14 protein-coding genes are annotated in these 23,838 nt (G+C 44.4%); all 14 read right to left on the reverse strand.

Annotated features, from left to right (window positions below; all coding sequences use genetic code 11):
• Positions 1-164 precede the first annotated feature (164 nt).
• Positions 165-1,292 carry a redoxin domain-containing protein gene (locus ACSBL2_RS16600; protein WP_442587664.1) on the reverse strand — a complete coding sequence of 376 codons (1,128 nt, stop codon included), beginning with the start codon at positions 1,290-1,292 and terminating at the stop codon, positions 165-167.
• Between the two features lie 32 nt (positions 1,293-1,324).
• A complete protein-coding gene (locus tag ACSBL2_RS16605) occupies positions 1,325-2,467 on the reverse strand; it encodes a redoxin domain-containing protein (protein ID WP_442587665.1) in 1,143 nt (380 codons plus the stop codon).
• A 73-nt stretch (positions 2,468-2,540) separates the two neighbouring features.
• Positions 2,541-3,956 carry a RagB/SusD family nutrient uptake outer membrane protein gene (locus ACSBL2_RS16610; RefSeq protein WP_442587666.1) on the reverse strand — a complete coding sequence of 472 codons (1,416 nt, stop codon included), beginning with the start codon at positions 3,954-3,956 and terminating at the stop codon, positions 2,541-2,543.
• A 184-nt stretch (positions 3,957-4,140) separates the two neighbouring features.
• Positions 4,141-7,647: a SusC/RagA family TonB-linked outer membrane protein gene (locus tag ACSBL2_RS16615; protein WP_442587667.1), complete on the reverse strand. Its 3,507-nt coding sequence runs from the start codon at positions 7,645-7,647 to the stop codon at positions 4,141-4,143.
• Between the two features lie 262 nt (positions 7,648-7,909).
• Positions 7,910-9,091: a FecR family protein gene (locus ACSBL2_RS16620; protein ID WP_442587668.1), complete on the reverse strand. Its 1,182-nt coding sequence runs from the start codon at positions 9,089-9,091 to the stop codon at positions 7,910-7,912.
• Between the two features lie 122 nt (positions 9,092-9,213).
• The gene (locus ACSBL2_RS16625) at positions 9,214-9,774 is read right to left on the reverse strand and encodes an RNA polymerase sigma factor (RefSeq protein ID WP_442587669.1); all 561 of its coding nucleotides are present in this window, start codon (positions 9,772-9,774) and stop codon (positions 9,214-9,216) included.
• A gap of 110 nt (positions 9,775-9,884) precedes the next feature.
• Entirely contained in the window at positions 9,885-12,743 is a 2,859-nt protein-coding gene (locus ACSBL2_RS16630; protein WP_442587670.1) for a M16 family metallopeptidase, read from the reverse strand.
• Positions 12,744-12,851: 108 nt separating this feature from the next.
• On the reverse strand, positions 12,852-14,045 hold the full coding sequence (locus tag ACSBL2_RS16635) for a redoxin domain-containing protein (protein WP_442587671.1): 1,194 nt from the start codon (positions 14,043-14,045) through the stop codon (positions 12,852-12,854).
• Positions 14,046-14,057: 12 nt separating this feature from the next.
• Positions 14,058-15,452, reverse strand: coding sequence for a RagB/SusD family nutrient uptake outer membrane protein (locus tag ACSBL2_RS16640; RefSeq protein WP_442587672.1), 1,395 nt, complete (start codon positions 15,450-15,452; stop codon positions 14,058-14,060).
• 9 nt (positions 15,453-15,461) lie between these two features.
• Positions 15,462-18,674 carry a SusC/RagA family TonB-linked outer membrane protein gene (locus tag ACSBL2_RS16645; RefSeq protein WP_442587673.1) on the reverse strand — a complete coding sequence of 1,071 codons (3,213 nt, stop codon included), beginning with the start codon at positions 18,672-18,674 and terminating at the stop codon, positions 15,462-15,464.
• Between the two features lie 297 nt (positions 18,675-18,971).
• A complete protein-coding gene (locus ACSBL2_RS16650) occupies positions 18,972-20,123 on the reverse strand; it encodes a FecR family protein (protein ID WP_442587674.1) in 1,152 nt (383 codons plus the stop codon).
• A 68-nt stretch (positions 20,124-20,191) separates the two neighbouring features.
• Positions 20,192-20,767, reverse strand: coding sequence for an RNA polymerase sigma factor (locus tag ACSBL2_RS16655; protein ID WP_442587675.1), 576 nt, complete (start codon positions 20,765-20,767; stop codon positions 20,192-20,194).
• A gap of 254 nt (positions 20,768-21,021) precedes the next feature.
• On the reverse strand, positions 21,022-21,414 hold the full coding sequence (locus ACSBL2_RS16660; protein ID WP_442587676.1) for an acyl-CoA thioesterase: 393 nt from the start codon (positions 21,412-21,414) through the stop codon (positions 21,022-21,024).
• Positions 21,415-21,479: 65 nt separating this feature from the next.
• Positions 21,480-23,825, reverse strand: a complete 2,346-nt coding sequence (locus tag ACSBL2_RS16665; protein WP_442587677.1) for a TonB-dependent siderophore receptor — start codon at positions 23,823-23,825, stop codon at positions 21,480-21,482.
• Positions 23,826-23,838 lie beyond the last annotated feature (13 nt).

Here is a 23,838-nt window from a genome sequence, read left to right on the forward strand (position 1 = left end):
CAACAACAACGACAAAGCCCTGGCACTTTCTGTGCTGCTGCTTAAATTCAGCACCGCCTACCTCTCCTTTACGCATAAAAATGCCCCCAAAAGTAAATTTTGAGGGCATCACAGGTACTTCAATCAGATCACTCCTTTAGTACCCGCTCATTCCTATACCAGAATTATTTAAATAAACCTTCCAGGGTTTTATTCAGTTCTTCTCCGCGCAAATCTTTACCTACAAACTTTCCCTGTGGATCAATAAGGAAACTGGCAGGAACAGATTTCACCCCATATTCCGCAGCTGCTGCATTCGACCAGCCCTTTAAATCTGAAACATGTGTCCAGGTCAGCCCGTCTGCGGCTATCGCCTTTAACCAGGCATCTTTTTTCGAGTCTAACGATACTCCAAGAATTTCGAAGCCCTTCTCATGGTATTTTTTATACGCGGCCACTACATTCGGATTTTCCTTACGGCATGGGCCACACCAGCTTGCCCAGAAATCAATCAGCACATATTTCCCTTTGAAATCTGACAGGTTAACGATTTTACCATCGGCATCAGTCATAGAAATTTCAGGGGCAGGATTACCTTTTGCACTCTTGGCATCTATTGCCAGGGCTTTGGTGATCTGGCTGCCAATGGCGGACTGGCGAACATCGGGATGTAAAATGGCAAATAATTCCGCCGCGACCTTGAAATTCGGATAGCTGATAAAACGATCGGAAATAATTGCTGCAGAACCTACAGAAGCAGGATATTTGCCGATATATGTCCGAACTGCGGCCTGATTAAGTACATCCAGATCCGCAAATTCCTTATCAAATCCCACCCGCGTGACTGAATCTACCGGCCCATTTTTTCCAGCCGCATCCAGCCGCTGATAGATATCACCTGCTTTTGCTGTAATCGCTTTCCATGGACCATTGTAGAAGCCTGTATACACATCCTGTGCCGCAGACCCTTTGATCTCAGCCATAGACAAGCTGTCTTTAGTTGTATTCACCGTAATCGCTGAATTCTCCAGGATAAATCCAATCGGATATTTCAGGCTTTTATTCGTCAGGTTGTAAAACTCAGGCTCCTTAACTTTTCCCTTAAAGACAAAAGTTCCGTTGAGTGTATTTACAGAGTCAATAATGACCGGCTTGCCTTCCACTTCATGTCCCAGGTAGACTTTCCCCCTGGCATCGGCAATATTGCCTTTCAGCACATACTTACCATTTTGCGCATGCAGCTGCCCCCCGTAAAGGAGTGGCAATGCTGCAAGTGGCGCTATAGCTAATATTCTCTTTAAATTATTCTTCATTTCAGCTGTTTTTCTTGTGTGATTGTTTGCAATTAAATAGCTTTCAATTTCGCTACGATTTCTTCCAGACTTAAATTTTCGGCTACAACTACCCCTTTTTCATCCAGTAAAAACATGGCCGGAATGGCCTGAATTTTCCATGCGTTGGCAGTAGCGCCTTTGTCCAGTACACTTGGCCATGGCAACTTTTCCTCAGCCTGGGCCTTTACCCAATCTCCTTCTTTTTTGTCAATAGAGATACTGATCACCTGTAAACCTTTGTCTTTGAATTCGGCATACACCTCTTTCAGTTTAGGGATAGATTTACGGCAGGGCACACACCAGGAAGCCCAGAAATCTACCAACACATATTTGTGTCCTTTAATTAAAGAAGCCAACTGCGGACTGCTGCCGGATTCCGTTTTCACTTCAGCCAGAGGTGCTGCCGTTCCTTTAAAACCTACAGGATTGATCAGCTCTCCCAATACTTTTCCATAATAACTTTCTTTCGCCTGCGGAGAAAACTGTGCATACATCGCTTTATCTTCCGGAGTGAAATAGTTGTACAGATCCAGCGCAAAGAAAGGTCCCCACCAGGTATTTTTATTGTCACTCACTACCTTTTTAAGGGTTTCACCTGCAAGTTTGAAAAATGCGCCCTCATCAGACTCCAGTTTTTTCCAGGCCTCAGAGGCCATGATAGATTTCGCTAAAACCGTGTCCTTCATTTTATAGGCTTCATTCCTTTTCCCGGTTACTTCCTTGTTGGCTTCCTGGTTAGCCATGAAAAGTGAATCGAGCATCGCTTTCGGAGCTTTCTTTTTCAGGTATAAGGTATGGGCATCACTTCCTTTTACTTTAAAATCACCGAAATCATAATATTGACTTCCGGCATCACCTGTTAACTTCGCTGTTCCGTTCACTGTGATATGGGCACTTTGCACCATAACAGCCCCGGCACCAGGAAATGCTTCTGCCTGAATGTAAAAAAGACGCGGTGAGGAAACCGTACCCTTAAAGGTGAATTTGCCTTTAATCACGGTAGCCTTTGCCACAGGTTTCTCATCTGAATGGGTAGCCCCAGGAACAAGAATTAACTTTGTTCCCTCAGGAAGGCCTTTAATGGTACCACTTAAGGTAAATGGTGCCGGTGCAGCAGCCATCACCATAGTGGTAAAGACTGTGCAAAGCATCATTATAAAAATCATTTTAAATTTCAGTTTCATAGCTGTTTGTTTATTGCTGAGGTTTTTTAGTGTAGGTAAGGGTTTATTTGTCAACATTCTGTTGAATGGTTCCATTTCCAGGATTTTTTACAGCCCCCAGTGGGAATGGCATTGTCCACAAATGTGAACCTGGCGAAAGTGACAGTGCTTTTCCATTTTCTGTTTTGGTTCGTGTGGTTGCATATTCCGGGTCTTTATTCAAACGACGCGCATCAGCAAAAGGCACAATAGACATGATCATTTCATTCGCTTTGGTCCGCTGGATCAGTTTTACGGCCTGTTGTGTGGTGGTAGCAGTTAAAGGGCTATAGTTCGCTGCAAAAACCCGGGTCACCCGAACGGCATTTAAGGTAGCCATGGCACCGGAAACATCATTCAGACGGGCCTGGCATTCCGCTTTGATGAGGTATACTTCCGTAGTGGTTAAACCACCGGCATTAAAATAGCCTGTCGTAATACTGGTATAATAGGTATCCGCACCTACGGTTCTTAATTTCCAGCGGGAAGCAAACCTGGAATCCCCAGTTTCAAAACGGGTGGCACGGTCGGTACGCACAGCAGATTCACGACCTGCATAATTACTTTCCCCATGACGGAAATAGTAATTCTCTACGAAATTGAATCCCATCGGTGAAGTAGAATTGTTATAGACACCAGGCTCTTCAATCTGCGCTTTATTGGCTGCATAAAAAGCATTCCAGTCAAATAATTTATCGTTGTATTTCAATGCTTCATTGGCTGCTGCCAGGGCTTCAGTATATTTTCCCATCTGGAGAAAAATACGTGCTTTTAAGGCATTCGCCGACCCCAGGTTGGGATGCAATACCGTCGCACTTGTTGCCTTTAATACAGGCATGGCCTGATCTATATCCTGCAACATGAAATCATACAATTCCTTAATGCTGACCTGGGTATGGGGGGCACCGATATTTGCACTCAGGATTAGCGGCACAGACAATTTAGTCCCTGCATTTGCCTCTTCATACGTATCTGCATAATAGTTGGCAAGGATATAATAGTTAAATGCCCTTAGCACTTTCGCCTGACCAATAAGCTCATTGCGCTGCGCATCGGTTGCTTCCGTCGTTTCACTGGCATGCTCGATAATCAGGTTGCTTGTAGAGATTCCGGCATAACTGACATAATACGTAGATTCGTCATTGTTGTTCAATGTCACCCGGTTTGCAGTTTCATCCCAGTTATAGTTTGCTGTCCATAGCGGGTAATAGTTGAGATTAGCCACCGTTTCGAATTTATCATTCAGCAGCAGTCTGGCCTGGGTGACAAAAGTACGCTGATTTCCGTACTCATCACGGATCAGCGCCTCATAGTCTTCAAAAGTGGTGGGTATCTTTTGTCCCACCGGAAGCACATCCAGGAATTTTTTACATCCACTGAAGCCTATAAGTAAGGCCAGTGCTGAGATTTTTATCGTGTTTAAGAATAGTTTTCGTTTCATCAGAATATCTGTTTTATGAAGCTATCACCAGCATAGGTATTGCCTTTTGTAAGCGGTATGCCGATGGTTGCGTCAGTAAATATTTTTTCAGTTTCTTTAAATATCTTGTCATTTTGCCTTCTTCCTGCTGCCTCCGTTAACCGCATTGCTCCATCATTCCTGCAGCATGAAGTTTCATAGGCCGCTAGAAGTTCAGGTAGACTCCCCACACATAACTCGGCATATTGTATCCGTTTAACAGGTACTTGGCCGTGGAACTTTTAGCAATGGTGAATGCATTCTCCACGTTAAACTGGAACCTTACATTTTGCAGTCCCGCTCTTTTCGACATTTCCTGCGGCAGCTTATAAGCCAGGGAAATATTCCTAAGACGCAAGTGTGAAGCATCCAGCACATTGATATCTGCATTTTTATAAAGCAGGTAACTCTGACTGTCATATTCAGGATTTTCAGCAAAAAGAGCCCTTGGAATGTTTGTGTTTGCTTCGTCGCCCGGATTTTTCCACCTGTTCACGATATCTTTGTTTACGGATTCTATCACTGTGGTATATCCACCAAGCGCACTGTTGTAAGCATTATTCAGCAAGGGCAGGAAGGTATTCCTCATTTTATGGCCACCTTCAAAAGTCAGCAAAAATGAGAAAGTGAAATTTTTATAATCCAGCATACTGTTTACCGATCCACTGTATTTGGGCACTGTCGATCCGCTGTAGATGATCGACTCCAGTGTACCCGGCGTACTGGTTACCTTTTCACCGTTTTCATTGTAAACCTGCGGCAAACCTGTTTCACTTAAACCTGCCCATTTATAACTGTAAAGTGCATTATAGGGATTTCCAATGCGTGGATAAGCTTCAGGATAATCCAGTTGGAGGTAATAGACCGGAGCTTCAACATTGACATAGGTTACCTTGTTTTTGTTGAACGCATATTGTATCCCAAGGTTCCAGTTCAGGTCTTTGCTACGGATCACATCACCCGACAAGGCCAGTTCTATTCCATGATTCAGCATCTCTCCATTGTTGATGGTATAGGTGGAATAGCCAAAACCTTCCGTGGGGATACCCGTTGTACTGGCCAGTAAGTTCTTTCCCTCTTTACGGTAATAATCAATGGATCCCGACAAACGGCTATTCCATAAGGCAAAGTCCAGACCTCCATTCGTTGTTGTCGTACTTTCCCAGGAAAGTAATGGGTTAGGTCTGGTACCAATGGTTCCGGCTAAACCGCCAACGTTATTGTTCGGATTGTAATAGGCCGTCATGAATGGGGCGCTGTCCGTGTATACATTCCCTGCAATACCTCTGGATACACGGAGTTTCAGGTTATTTACCCAATCGGCATGAAAGAAGGATTCCCGGTGAATGTTCCAGCCGGCTCCCATCGACCATATCGGTGTCTTTTGGTATTCAGAACTGGTTCCCCATAAGTTGGAACGGTCCCAGCGGATACTCCCTGTGAATAGATATTTGTCTTCATAAGCATAACCCGCATTGGCATATAAAGAAACAAAGCGTTTATAACTGCTTCTTATATTCGCAACATCATTAGAAGAGAAATATCCGCTGCCCAGTAAATTACCCGGGTATCCTGCCAGTAAAGTCTGATTGAGCAGGCTAAAAGTTAAGGACTGGGGATCATAATTGTACAGAGACCTGGAATCATAATCCAGTTTTGTATTTCTGATCTCACTGCCCAAAATGGCCGTCAGGTTGTGTTTCTCTCCAAAGGTTTTGTCTATATTGGCCTGCTGGCGGAAGTTGTACGAACTGCTGAACTGGTTCTCGTTGTAGTTGATGTTTCCGTAAGGGAGATTAAATGTTGCCGTAGTCCCCGGATTACGTGAAGCAAAGCTATTTACCTTCGCACGTACCTCATAGGAATTTTTATTGTACAGCTGATTTAACCTGTTGGTGGTATATTCATACTGTACACTGGAGTTATAGGTTAACCAATCGGTAATCTTTGCCCCTAGTTTTATAAAGGACCTGGTATTGAACACCTTGCTTTTGCCAAGGTTCATCCCCTGCTCATCCAGCGGGTTGATATCCATATTGTACAGGCCATTGTTATTGATCTGCGTCATTGAATTTACAGACAATCGGGACTCTGCAGTGGAAATGAAGTTGCTGCCGTCAGCATTGACCAGGCGATCGTAAGGCAGGATGACATATCCAGGAGAAAGTGTACTGAAAGGCTGTGTATTCTCTTCATTATAAGACAGGTAAGTACTTAAATCCAGTGTCAGCCACTTATTGATTTTTGTCGTATTGTTTACGTTCAGACCAATATTCTCATCATTCGCATACTTGTCCTCACTCTTGTTGTTACGGTAGGTAACAGAGCTGTAGAAGGAATTTTTCTCCGTGGCATTGCCCACATTGATGTTGTATTGCTGATAAAAAGGATTACGCTTGCTGTATTTTTCTACATCATCATAATATTGATAACCTCCGGAAGCCAGCTGATTCAATTTGGCCGTAAGATCTGCCTGAGAAAGTGTTCCTGCATGATTTCTAAGCAGAGCATTGATCCCCTGACTTGGATAGGCCACATTATCCAGCAGACTTTGTGCATAAGCTGCAGCACCGGTTCCTGTCAGGTTCGGGTTATTTGCGGCCCATTCTTTTTCGAGATCAACGATATCCGCAGAACTCGTTAAATTGTCTGTATACTGGCGGTAAGGAGAAACGGTCAACGTACTGGAAACGGAAATCTGAGGTTTTCCGATTTTTGCTTTTTTGGTGACAATTACAATTACGCCATTGGCTGCACGTGCCCCATAAATAGATGCAGCTGCAGCATCCTTCAACACGGTAATGCTGGCAATATCTTCCAGGTTGAGGCCTGGAATTCCGGTTGTGGTGCCTCCTGTCGACACATAATTACTATTTTCTACCGGGAAACCATCGATAACATACAAGGGTGTAGTCACTCCGCCACTCATGGTTGTGGTACCACGGATTAAGCCATTGTTGTATCCCGGAATTCTTCCTTCCAGCAGGGATTCCATGTTACTTAAGCGTTGCTGTTCCAGTTGTTTTGCCGAAATATTGGAAAATGAACCTGTGACACGTTCTTTTGGCAGTGTTTGATATCCGGTGGAGACCACCACCTCATTCAGCTGACCCGTTTGAACGGTGAGTGAGATATTTCCCAAATTGGCTGCAGCCTTTATTTCTTTCGTTTCATAGCCCAGAAAGGAGATCACCAGGATGGCATCTTCATCTACATTGCTTACTGTGAACTCCCCATCGGTATTGGTTAACACCTGTTTCTTCAGCCCTTTTACCCTTATCGTTGCTCCGGGAAGGGGAAGATTGTTTTCGTCCAGTACTTTACCGCTAACATCAATCGACTGAAATCGCCTGATCACATTCTCCAGGAAAGTAGGTTCCTTCTTTTTAACGAGTACTGATTTATTTTTAATGCTGAATTCAAGTGGCTGGTTTTCAAAAAGCTGATCCAGTACCTCTTTTAATTCCGCATTTTTCACTTCAATATTTACCTTATTGGCATTTTTCAGGATAGAACCGGGAATCACAAAATCGTATCCCGTCTGATCACTGATCCGGTCAAAAATGACGAACAGTTCCGCATTTTTTGCCGACAAAGTAATCTTCTGCGCGAAGGTTGTTCCGGCGCTGACTTGCATAAAAAATGCGAGCAAGAGAAAAGTGGTTAGCTTCATGAATCTCCATAGGTTATACTGCGCGCTGGAATAGCGCACGAGTTTAGTGCAAATTTGGTACATTTGTTAAGTTCGGTTATTGCTTTAGGCCTTGTATTTTCGAGATCGCGGCTTTCAGCGGTGAGTTGATAATTTTGTTGACTTGACCATCCTTACATGACCAGTTCGATTGGCGTCGAACTGGTATTTTATATTTTCCAGCATCATTTGGTTCAAAGAAGCCCTGTAAATACGTAGTCTGGCACCTGTTTCGGGTAGCTCTTTATTGCATTACGGTCACCCTCCTTCCTTCTACTTTAAACTTTAATGATTCAGAATAGCTCAGCATTTTCAACACTTCGCTGATATTTTTATTTCTTGAAATGTTCCCGCTAAAGGTCTCTACGGGTATTTTACCTTCATAGATCACATCAATATTGTACCACCTGCTGATTTTCAGCATAATACTTTCAATGCTTTCTGCCTGAAAACGGAAGTAGCCATTTTTCCAGGCCATATTTTGCTTGATATCTGCACCGGAAATAAGCAGCTGGTCATCTTTACCCAGTACCGACTGCTGGCCTGGTTTGATGAGCCGGCTGGCTTTTTCTTTATTGATGACACGAAGACTTCCCTCCAGGAGTGTTGTCGTCGTTTTGTCCTGTTCTTGATCATCATTAAGGTTAAAATGGGTTCCCAATACCTCTATTTCCTGGCGCTGGGTTTTAACGATAAAAGGATGTTTCCTGTCTTTCGCAATTTCAAAATAGGCTTCTCCGCTAAGCTGTACTTCGCGAACCGCAGCATCTGCAAAAGAGGCAGGAAAGGTAATGGAGGAGGCCGCATTTAACCACACCTCACTCTGATCAGGAAGTCTGAGCCGATAGGTTTCTCCCCTGGCAGTAGACAAGGTATTCTTATTTGTCCCAGCAGCATTTCCCTGCTTGCCTACACTATAGATCACCTGTCCATCCGCTGTTTTTGTAATGACCACCCCAGCCTCTTTGGCAAGCTGACCATTCCCTGCATCGGATAAAACAATCTTCTTTCCATCTTGCAAAGTAAGCGTTGCAGAGTTTTTTCCCGGAGCAACATCATTGATGATGATGTTCGCCAGCTTTTGCTTCGGTGTTTCTTTCTGAAAGTAGAGGATTGCAGCAGCAACCAGTACCAGCACGGCAGCAGCAACAGTAAATTTACGCCATAAGGGGTAAGTTGTTTTCTGAACTAAAGGCTGGGCAACTGACTCCTCTCCTATCTTTTCTTTCAGATCCGACCACTTTCGGTCGGTATCAAATGATTGGTACAGGGTGAATACCTCGGCAGATTCCGCCCAGGTTGAACGCAGTTCTTCCAATAACGCTTGTTCTTCAGTACTGAGGTCATCAGACAATCGCGAATTGTTCTCCAGTCTGTCTAAGACTTTATTCCAGTCAGGAGTAAAAGGTTTTGGGTTTTCGTCCATAATTAATATACTGTCGTATGCATATTAAAAACGGGTGACAGAAACAGTAATATTTTTTGAAATATTTATAAAAAATCTGGGGAAGGCAAACGAAAAAAAGCATCAAGTCAGCTAAAATCCCCTCACAACCTATGAATAAACCATAAAAACAGCAAAAACAAGAGTAAAGCCATGCCCCTGATCGCTGCATAAGCTCTTTTAAGTTGTGTTTTTACCGTATTGATAGAAATCTGTTGTTTTTCCGCGATCTGGGCATAACTTAATTTATCCACCGCATGCATGATAAAGATATTTCTCCTGTTTTCAGGTAAGGTATGGATCAATTCTACGATTTTAAGGTAGCGCTGGTGCTGCCTATCCACCTGATCCGGCTCCGGCTCAGCTCCTTCTTCTATTTCGAGCTTCAAAAACTGGTGACTTCCCTTTTCGGCAACCGCATTTTTACGGATGAGGTCTATACTTTTATATTTAATGGCCCTGCGGGCATACCCCTCAAAACTGGAAGTCAATTTAATGGTATGGCGCCTTTGCCAGAAATCGATGAAAAAATCCTGGACCACATCTTCTGCAAGATACTGATCCTGAACATAATCCATAGCCACCATACACAAGAACTTATGGTTCCTGCGAAAGAGTATTTCAAATTCATCGATGTTGAGTATGGTGCCTTCTTGCCCCTCCATTAACCAAATATATAAATATAGTCAATCAGTAGCGGATTGTATGTCAAAAAAATGCCCTTCAGCGTTTAAACTGAAGGGCATGGTACAGTTAAGCCCTGAAGAAGATAAGGCTATTTCGCCTTAACCGTTTCAGGCAGGTGTACAAACCTGATGTAGTTCTTACCGGTAAGGTATTTCCGGGCTATCTCTTTTACGCCTTCGGGAGTAATTCCCCTGATCAGTTCAGTATAGGTAGAGATTTGATCCAAAGGTTCTTCATTCGTCAGCTGTCCGCTAAGGTAATCCAGCCAGAATTCATTGGTCTTCATGGTGGTTTCCATCGTATGTAAATCTTCCGCCTTGAACTTATCGATATTTTCCGCTGCAGGACCATCTTTCTTCAGCTTCTCCAGCTCATCTACAGCCGAGGCAATCAGCTTTTCTACATTGGCAGGTGCACAGCCAAAGGAAATAGACAGGCTGTAACGGCCATCAGGAAGTTTAGTGGTGCTGACGTCAGCAGATGGTGTATACACACCACTTTCTTCTTCACGGAGTCTTTCCAGTAAACGGATTTCCAATGCTTCTTTTAGCGCCTGCATCTTGAGGTCACTTTCAAAATCATAGTCAAACTTCCCGGAAAACACCAGGTAAACAGTGGCTTTATCTTCTTTTCCTTTGTAAATTGTTTTGGAAATTACCCCTTCCGGGATATGAATATGGAGGTCTTTTGCTGTTTCCTTCGTTCCGTTCGCCGGAAGGGATGCGATATATTTTTCCAGGTATGGTTTTAGTTTTACCTCATCAATGCTCCCTACAAAAACGAAGTTCATCCCTGTTACATTTGCAAACCTTTCCTTGTAAATAGCAAATGCCCGGTCAAGATCAATCTGTTCAATTTTTTCCAGGTCAACCGGGGTACGGCGGATATGATAATTCCCCAGAACGGAACTTACCGTATCGCCAAAAACTGTAGCAGGATCATCATCTTTATTCACCTGGCCCGCTTTTGCATTGGCAATGATCCCTTTGAAGATCTCTGCATCTTTACGTGGTGCTGTAGCATAGGCATAGAGCAAACTGAAAGCACTTTCCATATCCTTCGCATTGGTACTCCCGATAAATCCCTGCGTACGCTCGTTGATATAGGGGCCAACTGATAGCTGCTTCCCCGAAAGATATTTATCCAGCTGACTGGCATTGTAGTTGCCAACCCCTCCCGAAGGGATAATTCCGGCGGCATTCATGGCACTTTGGTAATCAGCATCACTGTACAATGATGTTCCGCCATTGGTAAATGCATGAAAGATGATCTGGTCATTTTTAAAATTCGTTTTCTTCAGGACCACGTTGACGCCATTGCTCAGCGTAAGGAAAGTAAGTCCTGCCTTGTCATTCCGCTCTTCTTTTACAATTTTTCCGGCAACCGGTGCATGGGCCAGCAAAGGTAAATTGCTTACCTCATCTTTAAAAGGGTCGATTTTCTCGTTGTTGACTTCCTTCATCCAGGTTAAAATGGTTGCTTCAGCCGGAAGAGCAGATTTATCTTTTTCCGGTCCCATCACAATGATATCCCTGTCTGTTTCCCTGATATATTCTTTCATCACGGCATTGACTTCTGCAAGGGTGATGGCGGGAATAAACCTGCCGACCATTTCATTCTGTTTGATCAATCCCGGAGTAGCCCATTGGTACAGGAAGTGACTCAGGTAAGCACTCACATAAGTGTCGGAAGTTCTTTTGTCTTTTTCCTTCATGATGGCTTCCATGGAGTTCAGGTATTCCAGTTTGGCACGTTCCAGTTCTGTTTTGGTAAATCCGAAAAGCTGTGCCCGGCGTGTTTCCCTCCAGGCAGCCTTAAATCCATTCTCCAGTTCTCCGGGCCTTCCGGCTACTGAGAGCGTAAAGGCATCCAGTCCGGCCATGATGCCGCCAATCTCAGCACCCCCCTCCAGATAAGGAGGGTTGGCCTGTCTGGATAATTCCATGTAACGGTTACTTAGCATTCCATTGAACAGGTTCCTGACCAGTGAAGCCCGGTAGTCACTTTCCGTTTTGACTTCTTTCTCTTTATGTTTAGCCAGTATTTGCACTACGGTGCTGGTCATTTCTTTATCCGTTACCATCAAAAACTGATTTTTTCCTGTGAGGGAAGAGGTGTATTTTACCCTTTCTTTCTCTTTTGCAGGGTTTTTCAGGTCGGCAAACTTTTGCTTTACCTCCTGCTCCATTTTTGCCACATCGATATCCCCCACAATGATAATGGCCTGCAGGTTGGGCCGGTACCAGGTATGGTAATAGTTGCGGATGACTTCCGGTTTAAAGTTCATCACCACGGCGGCTGTTCCGATAGGCAAACGGGAAGCATAACGCGAGTTGTTCAGGATCACCGGAAGCGTTAATTTCTGCATGCGTTCGGAAGCGCCTTTGCCCAGCCTGTCTTCCTCCATGATCACCCCACGCTCTTTTTCAATTTCCGAGGTTTCCAGCGTAACGCCCTGTGCCCAGTCGCGCATGATCTGCAATCCGTTTTTTACTACCTCCGGATCTTCTGTAGGCAGCGGCAACTGGTAAACAGTTTCATCAAAACTGGTATAGGCATTTAAATCGGCACCAAAACGTACACCTGATTTCTGCAGGTAACTGATCAGCTCGCTTTTAGGGAAGTGTTCCGTTCCGTTGAAGCTCATGTGTTCCAGGAAATGTGAAAGTCCCTGTTCTTCCTCTGTTTCCAGAATAGATCCTACCTTATTGGCCAGGTACATCACTACCCTGTGCTCAGGTTCGTTATTGCGGCGAATGTAATAGCTGAAACCATTGGGCAGTTTGCCTGTCCGCACAGAGGGATCCAGCGGGATCAGTGTTGAAAGCTGCGGATGGACCTGACGGACAGTGGCCTTGTGTTTAGCCGTTTTTTGTTGTGCTGCTCCAAGCAGAGGCAGGAAAGATCCTGCGATGAGCAGGCCGGTGATAATTTCGTAGGATTTCATTTGTGTAATCGGGTGTATAATTTTTGTCTAAAAACAGTTCAGCAGCGAGCTGTGTAATCCTGTTTTTATAGGTATGGTTTGGTTTGTACGGTAATATTCGGCGGGTGTTTATTTTCCCTGGAGCAGCACTTCAGTAAGTTTACGTTCCAGCGCTTCTCCCCTCAGGTTCTTTGCAATAATTTTTCCGTCCGGACCAATCAGGAAATTGGCTGGGATGGCCGTTACATCAAACAGTTTATTTATTTTATTGTCATTGTCCAGCACATTTGGCCAGGATAATTTGTCTTCGCGCAGCGCGATGATCCAGGAGCTCCTGTTAAAATCTGAGGAGATCCCAAGTACATTGAAATGATGTGCAGCGAACTTTTGGTTTGCAGCAACTACCGTAGGATTCTCCTGCCGGCAAGGCACACACCAGCTGGCCCAAAAATCGACAAGCACATATTTTCCACGGTAGGAAGACAGCGTGACCATATTCCCCAGGGAATCTGGCAGGGAAAATTCAGGCGCCTGCATTCCAATACTTACCTTTTGCGCACGCTGCAGGTCGGCTTTCAGTTTCTTGCCTATCGATGTCAGTTTCAGGGGAGCCTTGATCTGCTGGAATAATCCATTTGCCAGTTCATAAGTCATCCCATGCCTGAAAGATTCCGATAACAGGTATAAACTGAAATAGGTGGAGGGATGAATGGCGACGTACAAACTGTCTTCAGTTATTTTCACCCGGTCCAGGGAATCAGAGGTTTTTTCTATCCCCTTCATCTGCAGCTGGAGTGCTGCCCTGTTTTGGCTGCTGTCACCCAGGTGTTCCTCTACCTTGAAATAAGCAGATCTTACCTCAGTCAGGGCCAGGGTCAGTCCGGCTGTTTTGCTTTCATAAACTACCTTTTCTGCATTCAGCGGAGAACCACTAAGGATTGCGTTTGAAATATTTCCCAGCGGAAAGGAAACCTTAATGGCTCCCTTTTCAACAAACAGGTTATAGATCTTTCCTTCATCGGGACCTGCCTGATGATTTTTTCCCCTGGTTTTTATGGAATAGGAAAGTGCTGCCCATACCGGATCATTTACCCTGCCGGAGAAACTGAAGACTCCGTTTTTCAGCCATGCAGAATCCTGCAGCAGTTCAGTTCCCTGGTATCGGTCCAGGTGAACCATTACTTTGTCACTTGGCTTAACGCCGGTTATTTTGCCCTTCAAGGTATAATTGGGTGCCTTTACCTGTGCATAGGACAGGCTGCTGGCGACCGCCATTAAAATGACGAATATGAATTTGATTGAGGTATGATGTGATATGTTCATTTCAGTATATGTTTAATTGTAACCTGGGTTCTGTGTCAGGCGCGGATTATTTTGTATTTCTACCCTGGGTACCGGATATAAGGCGGCAGTGGGTTTCCATTTCGTGGGTTTATTTGCCGACATGACCTGGTCCAGCTCAGCAAGCCTGCGCAGGTTAAACCAGCGGTCGCCCCATTCAAAGCACAGCTCTACCCTTCTTTCCTGTTGTATAGCAGCCAGAACTGCCGCTTCAGGCTGTCCCGAAGCCAGGGCTCCCAGACCTGCACGGTTGCGGATGGTGTTTACATCCTGCAGTGCAGCATCCAGTTGTCCAAGGCGTGCCAGGGCCTCTGCACGAATCAGGTATTGCTCAGCCAGTCGAAATACCACCGTATATTCTTTGTACGCTGGATTTTCTTCTGTAAGCCTGTATTTATACACCTGGTATCCGCCAGTTTCCCCGGTATTGGAGGTGATGTAATTCCATCTCCTTTTGTCCCCTTCCTCGAAGGCATCAATGAGGGAATTTCCGCCTTCATCTGCTACTGCAACAGAAGCAAAGTCACCCAGGGTACTGGTTCCTATAGAAGTTCCTGTATCATTCCATATCTGAAGAATTGATTCTTTGTTGTCACTATGAAAAATATCCGTTACCGCATCGTCAGCACTGGTTCCCTCCATCATTCCGAGGGTATATTGTGACGGGTTACCGATAATTTCTGCTGCCTTCCGACTGGCATTATTCCATTCTCCGGTATATAAATACACCCTGGCCAGCAATGCCTTCACTGCCCATTTATTCGCCCTGACACGACCGGCAGTCGGATAGTTATCCCCCAGATGGTTCTCGGCCTTCAGCAGGTCGGCTATGATTTGCGCATAAACTTCTGTGACCGGCGTACGGGGGAAATCTTTGGTTTCTTTGTACGAAGTACTGGTCACCAATGGCACACTGCCATAAAAATTGACCAGGTAGAAATAAGAAAAGGCACGCATAAAAAGTGCTTCTCCGGTAACCTTTTCCTTTCCGGCGGTTGTCATGCCGGAGGAAGCGGAAACCCCTTCGATAATTGAATTTGCCGTATAGATGACATTGTAATATTCTGACCAATAGGAATGGGTAACAGAGTTTACGGGATCGATATTGTTATTGTACATGTTCAGGAATGAATCGTCAAAAGACATTGCCCCTGGTTTCAGTTCGTCGGAAGAAAGCCCTGTCGCTACAGGTATGTTGAATAAATTGCTGTTACTGGCCCATTTAAAATACATGCCGACCACTACACTATCGGCAGATTTATCATTGGCATATACTTGTGCGGCTGTCCTGATGAATTCAGGTTTTACTTCTAATATTTTCTTACATGATGTTGTGCTGAGCACAATTAATATCAATAAGAAGGCTATGCGGAGTAGGATATATCTCATTGTATAATTTTAAAAAGTTGTTCTTAAACCAAAGGTAAATGACCGCAGCACAGGCATGCTGAGACCGGTCTCAGGATCCATTCCTGGATAGCTCGTCAGGGTAAACAGGTTGTTCCCCATGGCATATACCCGCAGGTTTTTCATGCCCAGTTTTCCTGCCTGTTTTTCCGGGAAGCTATATCCCAGGGAAACATTTGAAAGCCTGATGTAGGAAGTATTGTAGGTGGTCGCCAGACTCGAATTGTACATAGAAATCAGGGAAACATCTGTAGTGTAGGCCATGCGCGTTCCCGGATTTTCCGGGCTTTGCCATCTGTTGAGTACCTCGACCGACTGGTTACTCATATTGGCACCGGGGTTCAGGTAGAGTGCACTGTTCCTTCCGCTCTTTTTAAAGCTGAAGAAAACATCCAGATCAAATCCCTTGTAAGAGAAACTGTTGTTGAAACCACCATAAAATGTTGGCAGCAGGCTATTGAAGGGGACATAATCAAATGGATATTCTACAGCACCATTTCCGTCAACATCCCTGAATACAGGCTTACCCGTTTGAGGATCAATATTCAGGAAATCGTATCCCCACAACAGGGATAAGGATTTACCCAGGGCATAGGTAGTGTTGTAGGAAGACGTGGCCAGATCAGGGAAGGCAAGCAGTTTATTTCTTGCCAGACTGAGGTTGAAGCTGGATGTCCAGCTAAAATCTTTATGTTTGATCTGCGAAGTGTTCAGCATAAATTCCCATCCGCTGTTCTGTATCAGTGCATTCATATTTTGATTTACACTGCCCACACCTGCCTGTGAACCGAGGGGATAGTCGATCAGCTGATTATCTGAACGGTTACGGTAATAATTTACGGTAAGCATTACCGCATCGTTCAGAAAACCAAGCTCTATGGCAGCTTCCAGCTTTTTGTTTTCTTCCCATTGATAATCCCTGTTGAAAAGATTTTGAGGAGTAAGACCAAGCCCCTGATATTTGGCATAGGTTTTTATGTAGTTAACAAAATAACTGTAATCCCCTATATTATCATTTCCTGTGAGTCCGTAACTTCCTCTCAGTTTTCCCATACTTAAAAATGGAACTGCCGATTTTATCCATTCGCGTTCCGAAAAAATCCAGGCTGCACCGAGCGACCAGAAGTTACCAAACTGTTTACCTGGTGCAAAACGCGAGGAGCCGTCACGTCTTAATGTCGCATTCAGAAAAAATTCATTCTGATATTCATACCCTATACGCGTAAAAGCAGAAAGGAAACGATACTGACTTCCCAGTTGTGTGGTATCAGAAATCCGGGCGGCCGACACATTGCCGAGCTGGGTATCGTCCGAATAGCCATAGGCATTGATGGCATAATCAGATGACCTGTTATCAATATAGGTACCTCCCAGTAATGCCCGGAAGGTACTGTTCCCTTTATGAAGCACATAATCTGCCTGCGGCTCAAAAGTGAAGGAATTGTTTTTGTTATTTACATAATTTGTTCGTCCGCTGGGCTCAAAAGAATTCGGGTCCTGGGCAGCTATAGGGGTTAACATCATTTGCCTGATCCGCAGATCAGTATAACCCATACTGGCTTTCAGCGTCAGGTCGGGCAGGACTTTGTACCCCGCAACAAAATTAGTGATATAACTTTTGGACTTGCTTTCCAGCGTGGTTAAAGAAGTGGCTATCGGATTGTCCACCGTCCAGTTTAAAGAACCATCCTCATTATATAAAGAGTAATTGGGTGGCAGACTGTAAAAACTACCGGGATCAAGGGCAATAGCGCTATTCTTGTCACCCGCATAACTGAGGGACAAGGCAAGATTCAGTTTATTATTTTTTGAATTGTGGTCCGCATTGAACCTTACATTTCCATTTTTAAGTCCGTCCCTGGTATTGTATACGGTTTTCTCATTTCTGTATCCTCCGCCCAGCAGAAAACGGGTCTGATTACTCCCGCCAGAAATATTCAGCTCTGCATTCTGCGTTACCGCAGTTTTGTTAAAAAACTCTTTCTGCCAGTTGGTATATTTCGTCTGACTCCACCTGGTTAAATCAGGGTAGGCATCTTCGGTGATTTCTACACCATCATTTATTGCCGCCTGTCTCCGCATGTCCAGGTATTGTTCCGTATTCAGCATATCCATATCATGTGGAATCTTGGCCACAGAAGTATATACATCGGCTCCAATCTGTACCTGTCCGGCTTTTCCTCTTTTTGTGGTAATAAGGATTACGCCATTGGCTCCCCTCGCCCCATAAATAGCAGTAGCGTCAGCATCTTTCAGGATCTCAATATTTGCAATAGAATTGGGATCGATACTTTTAAAAGGACTTTCACTTGATCCTGAGGTCAACACCCCAATATTGGTTAAACCAGCAATGGAACTGGAAGTAAAAGGTACCCCATCTACAATATACAGCGGGGTCCTTGCCTTTCCTGCAGTATTCAGCGTATTGATGCCCCTGATCTGTACGTTGGTTTGCGCTCCCGGCAGGCCACTGTTATTGGTTATCAATAGCCCTGCCGCCCTGCCCTGGAGGGCCGCGATAGGGTCAGATGTTGGTGTTTTCTCCAATACGGCCGCATCTATAGAAACGGTAGATCCGGAATTTGTTCTTTGGGAGGTTTTCTGTCCATAAGCCAGCACCCGCACTTCATCCAGCGCATTGGTACTTACCTTCAGCTCAATATTGAGCAGGCCCTGAACATCTGCAACACGAATTTTCTGCTGCTGGTAGCCAATATAACTGATGACCAGGACATCTTCCTTTTCCAGTCCCTGGATATAAAAACTGCCATCTTCCTTGGTCCGGCTCACCTGGCGTGTTCTTTCCACCAGGATGGACACTCCCGATAAAGGCCCCTGGTCGACCTTCACCACTCCCCTGACTTCAGTTTTTGGGATGAACATGGTGATGATTTTGTCGGCCATAGACTTTTCTTTCTTCCGGATAATGACCGACTGATCTTCTATCGTATAACTAAAAGGTAGGTTGGCCAGGCATTTTTCCAGCACCTCTTCCAGTGGGGTATTTCTGAAACCTGCATCAATTTTTACGGTTTGAAAAAGCTGGTCAGACGAGGCTATGACATTGTAACCGGTCTGCTTTCTGATCTCTCCGAAAATTTGTTTGAGGCTGGTATTTTTCTGCTCAAAAGTAACCTTTTGGGCAAATCCGCCTGCACTCACATGAAGCAGCGTTGTCATGAGTACAAGAATCGTTAACTTCATGATAAGCAATAATTTATAAAGGCAGCGCGGAGGCTTGCATAAAATCTTAGTATAATTTTTATACATTTGGTTTCTGTTAAAATTGAATTGATTCGTTTTCCCGATAAAATGTAGGTTTTAGCAAAATACAGCCAGGGATGTTCCACCATCCCTGGTTATTTATTCCTGAAATATCAGTATGCTAAAAGCCTTCTGTTTTGGATTCCTGCCTAAGGATCGTGCTGCTGGTTCTTCATGTGGATTGGTTGGGTTTAGTGATTGATTGATGATAAATTGATATTCGTATTTTTAATGCTGTTATTGGTCTACCAGCACTTTATTTCCGGTAATTTCGAACTCCACATCCCTGGTCTTCGCCAGCAGGCTTAAGACTTTAGAGAGATGGTCATACTTGGTAATGGTGCCAAAAAATTTCTTTTTCCTGATGTCCTGATCTTTGTAAACGATCTCCACATTGTACCATCTGGCAATCCGGGAAAGGATATTTTCCAGCGGTTCATCATTGAACATAAAGTACCCCTGCGTCCAGGCAATGGCCTCATCCGTATTGACAGCAACGATCTGTTCCCTTGCGTCCGAGCGTACAAACTGCTGGTTCGGTTTCAGTAAGCGGTTGTTGATTTTTACACTGCCTTCAAGGAGGGTGGTTTTGGCCAGGGCATCATCTGCATAAGCAGAAATATTAAAGTGTGTGCCCAGTACTTCTACCGTTTGTCCCTTGCTGTACACGACGAAGGGATGGGCTTTATCTTTTGATACTTCGAAATAGGCTTCTCCGGTCAATTCCACCTTGCGGCTGTCGGAACCAAGGAAAGAAGAAGGATATTGAAGAGAAGAGGCTGCATTTAACAAAACCTTTGTTCCGTCAGGTAAACGTACTTCATAGTTTTGTCCCCTGGAGGTAGACAAAGTATTCATCCGATTGTTCATGGCTACCCCCTGGTCGGCCAGCTCATAAACAATCTGTCCGTCCGCCGTCTTGCGGATAACCACTCCCTGTTCTTCGGCGAGGTCCCCTTTTCGGGCATCAGACAATACGATTACTTTTCCGTCGGCCAGGGTAAGGGTCGCATTGGTATTTCCGGGACCGATATCTTTGGTATAGACTACCTGTTCAGGATGGGCAAGGGTATTCCTATAAAACAGGCCGGCACCCAGGGCGATCAGTAAAGCGGCCGCAACGGATATCTTTTTCCATAGCGCAAATCTGCGCTGCTCTGGGAAGGAAAGGGTATTTTCTTCTGTTATATTTTTTATGCCATGGGCAGAAGACAGTCTCGCCCAGATCTCATCGCGGAGCTGAAGGTCGTCAATAGCCTCTTCGTTATATTTTACCGACCTTGCCGCAAAAATGTACAAATATTCAACAATTTCCTTCTCCTCCGGAGTACAAAGTCCCTGTTGGTATTTTTTAAGCAATTTTTCCTGCGCGAGCTGCTGATTTTCCATCTTTGATTTCCGTTATTATGGCCAATTGCAGGTATAACAACTCAAAAAGGGGCAGGTAGTAGACAGAATTAAAAAAAAGTTAAGAAAACAGGAAATGAATCGCCCATTTTGCGCTTAAGTATCCGCAGGGCATTATTTATTTGCTTTTTTACAGTCTTATCAGAAATATTTAACTGCTCAGCGATTTCTTTATGCGTCTTATGCGCCTTCCGGCTCAATTCGAACACCTCACGCATTTTAGGGGGCAAACTGCTCAGTCCTTCTTCGATCAGTCGTGCCAGGTCCTGTTCCCTTACTTTGCGGTCAGGTAACTGTGAAGGATCATGAATGGCCATTTCTGCCTGTGCCAGATATTTCGCTGCGATCCTGAAATGTTTGAGACGATTTAGTATCCTGTTCCGGGTAATGGTATAGAGGAATGCTGGTAAAGGAGGATGGATGGGATTGTCGTCTGATCTCGACCATAATGCAGTGAATACTTCCTGGATGACATCCTTCGCCTCTTCCTCATCGTTCAGCATGTGGTTGGCATGGCGGAAGAGCAACTGCCAGTAACGGTCATAGATCACTTCAAAGGCCTGTTTGTTTCCTGAATTAAATGCTTTTAAAAGATCGTCATCGCTTTCATGAATTAATCCTGCCATGTTCAAAAGTAATAAATAAATCGTATTTCAGTCAATAATTCCAGTCGCGCAACCGCCTCAAGGTTCATTTTAATCAGCGTCATGACACCATTCCCATCAATATCTTTAAAAAGCATTTATACCCTCTGAAATATAAGGACAATTCTGAGCAATAACTGGTTGTTTACACTAAAAGATATCAGCATACACAAAAAAGCCTCCGGATATTCGGTTTGAATTTCCGGAGGCTGTTATCTAAAAGCCTGAATGGAATCCTAAATGGCTAAGGTATCAAATATCTCTCCCCTGCTTAAACGGTTATTCACTTTTGCAATCACCTCTACTTTCGCCTTCAGACAAAGGGCATGGTCAGACAGGCGATAAATATCCTGGAAGAATACCAGCTTCAGTCCTTCCCGGGCTGTCCACAGTTTTACCGAAAATAAATCCCTGCTGGTCAGCGAGTTCTTAAAATCCATTTCTATGCGGGACACCATGAGCAGAATACCCTGCTCAGTTAATTCCTTAAAAGAACCTGCTTTGGCTAAAAGATACTCGTGCCTGGCATGTTCCAGATAGTGCTGATAAACGGCATTGTTTACCACGCCCTGGAGATCGCACTCATAATCCCTTACCTTCAGCTGAATTTCAAATTTATACTCTTGCATAGGCTGCAAAGATGAGTATTGTATTTGTTAATCCCGAATCAATATCAAATTTACCGGCACTGAGATCAGAACCTGAAAGCTATATTTGCCATCACCTGACACGGGGCAAAAGGAACACCGTTGATGTCCCAGGCCTTTTCACTCGTCAGGTTATTCAACTTTGTGGTGAATGTCCATTTTTGCAGGTCATAAAAAACACTGGCATCAAACATGACATAAGAAGGGATAACAAATTTATTGGTTGCATCCCAAAACGAATCGGCAGCATAATTTGCCCCGGCGCCAAGCCCCAATCCTTTGGCCTTTCCCTGCAGCAACCTGTAGCTTACCCATGCATTGGCCATATCCTTCGGACTTAATCCACTGTAGTTTCCTGAATTGGCAGTTGCTTTAATGATTTTGTTTTCATTGTGTCCGTACCCCAGTATAAAATTCAGTCCGGGAACAGGATTCCCGATCACTTCCAGTTCGTACCCTTTACTTTTTTGTGAACCATCCTGAAAGGTATAAGGTCGTGGAATGCCATTAACCATCACTTGTTCTGTTCTCAGGGAATTGGACACCTCAATATGGTAATAACTTACTGTAGCACTGAGTTTGTGGTTAAACAAGTCAAATTTTGCCCCTCCCTCCCATTGGTTCGCCTGCTGGGCTTTGAAAGAAGCGGTAGTTCCATCCGGCTGGATGACCGGGGCGATGTTCTGAAATCCATTCATGTAATTCGCAAATAAGGCAATCCGGTCTTTTAAGGGCTGATAAACCAAGCCCAGTTTTGGCGACCAGGCGGTTTGTGCATACTTATTTAAAGTTGCGGCCTCATTTGTTTTTGTTCCCCTGTTATCAAGACGGTCAGCTCTTAGACTGAGCATGGTCAGCCACCTGTCGGTAATGTTAATGACATCAGATACATATACTGCATACTGATTCTGCGAACTTTTAACAACTTCTTTCTTGTCCTGGTTAACCAACTGGTTCATCTTATCCAATGAAAACTCAGCGATGGTATGGTTGATATCCACGACATCATAACTCACTGTCGGAAAAGTAGTGTAGCTATTCTTATTAAAATAAGCATCCAGGCCAATAAGAAGTCGGTGTTTGAGTCCGGCAGTTTTAAATTCCCCTGTAAAATTCTGTTGCAGATTAACAGACTCAAAATCTCTTGGACGGAAAACTGAGACAAGCCTGTTGATGGTATGATCGTCCAGCCAGTAAGAAAAGACATTGCTGTAGTCTGACCAATGTGTTCTGCTGTAAGCGATCTGGGAAACAGACTTCCATTGGTCATTGATTTTATATTCCGCCTGTGTATACACATTCGCCACTTTCTGTTTAATCATGGCATCATCGGTGGTCAGTGAGGTATGGTAATCCAGCGGTAAGTCCTTAAAATTTCGTGCAGTCTGACCTCCAAAAAGCGGATATGCAGGAGCTACCCTTCCGGATGCATAAAATTCAGCATCCATCAACAGCGTAAGTCTGTTGTTTACCTTATACACAAAAGAAGGGGCAACAACAACTGAACGGTTGACACCATAATCCTGGAAATTATCCTGGGTACCGGCAGCAGCATTCAGCCGGAATAAAACAGTTTTGCTTTCATTCAACGGCGTATTCAGGTCGGCCGTAATCCTGCCCATGTTGAAATTTCCGGCAGTAACACTAACCTCTCCTGCAGCCACTTCAAATGGCTTCTTGGTAATCCTGTTGGCCAATCCCCCAAAGTTGATCAGGCTGGATCCAAATAAAGTACCCGAAGGACCTTTCAAGACCTCAATCCTTTCGGTATTGACCGGATCAATTCCCGCATATTGCTGGGCTGCCATTCCGTTGCGCAAAAAACTTCCGGAATAAAAACCTCGCGATTTGATATAATGTCCTCCATTTAGTGCGGTGGTTGCCACAAGTCCAGGAACATTTTTAAAGGCCGTTTTATAGTCCGTGACCAGTTGTTCCTTCATCATTTCCTGTGAAATAATGGAGTATACCTGCGGATTTTCCAGGTTACCGATGGGCAGGCGGGCTACGGTCTCTGTTTCCTTCCTGGCAAATTTATTTAATGGACTTCCATTGACCTGGATTTCCAGCAGTTCATTTCTGGTTTCATGCAGGGTAAAATTTATACGAAGCGTTTCTCCGGTACCTAAAACGACTTTCCTTTCCTGATTGGCCAATCCGACCCTGCTGATCAGCAAAATGTATGAACCCGCTTTGAGTGAGCTGAATTCATACTTTCCTATGGCATCAGACGAAGTACTCCGGGTAGCTGTTCCCCTGAGTTTAATAGTGAGGTTATCAGCGGCCTTGCCGTCTGAAGTGATCACCTCTCCTGTTATTTTCCCATTATGCTGGGCATTAACATGCAAAAAGAAGGAACTGAATAAAAATAGAACGGGTAAAAATAGTTTCATGTATGATGGGTGT

It is taken from the genome of Pedobacter sp. AW31-3R, assembly GCF_052180285.1.
Classification (GTDB): Bacteria; Bacteroidota; Bacteroidia; order Sphingobacteriales; family Sphingobacteriaceae; genus Pedobacter.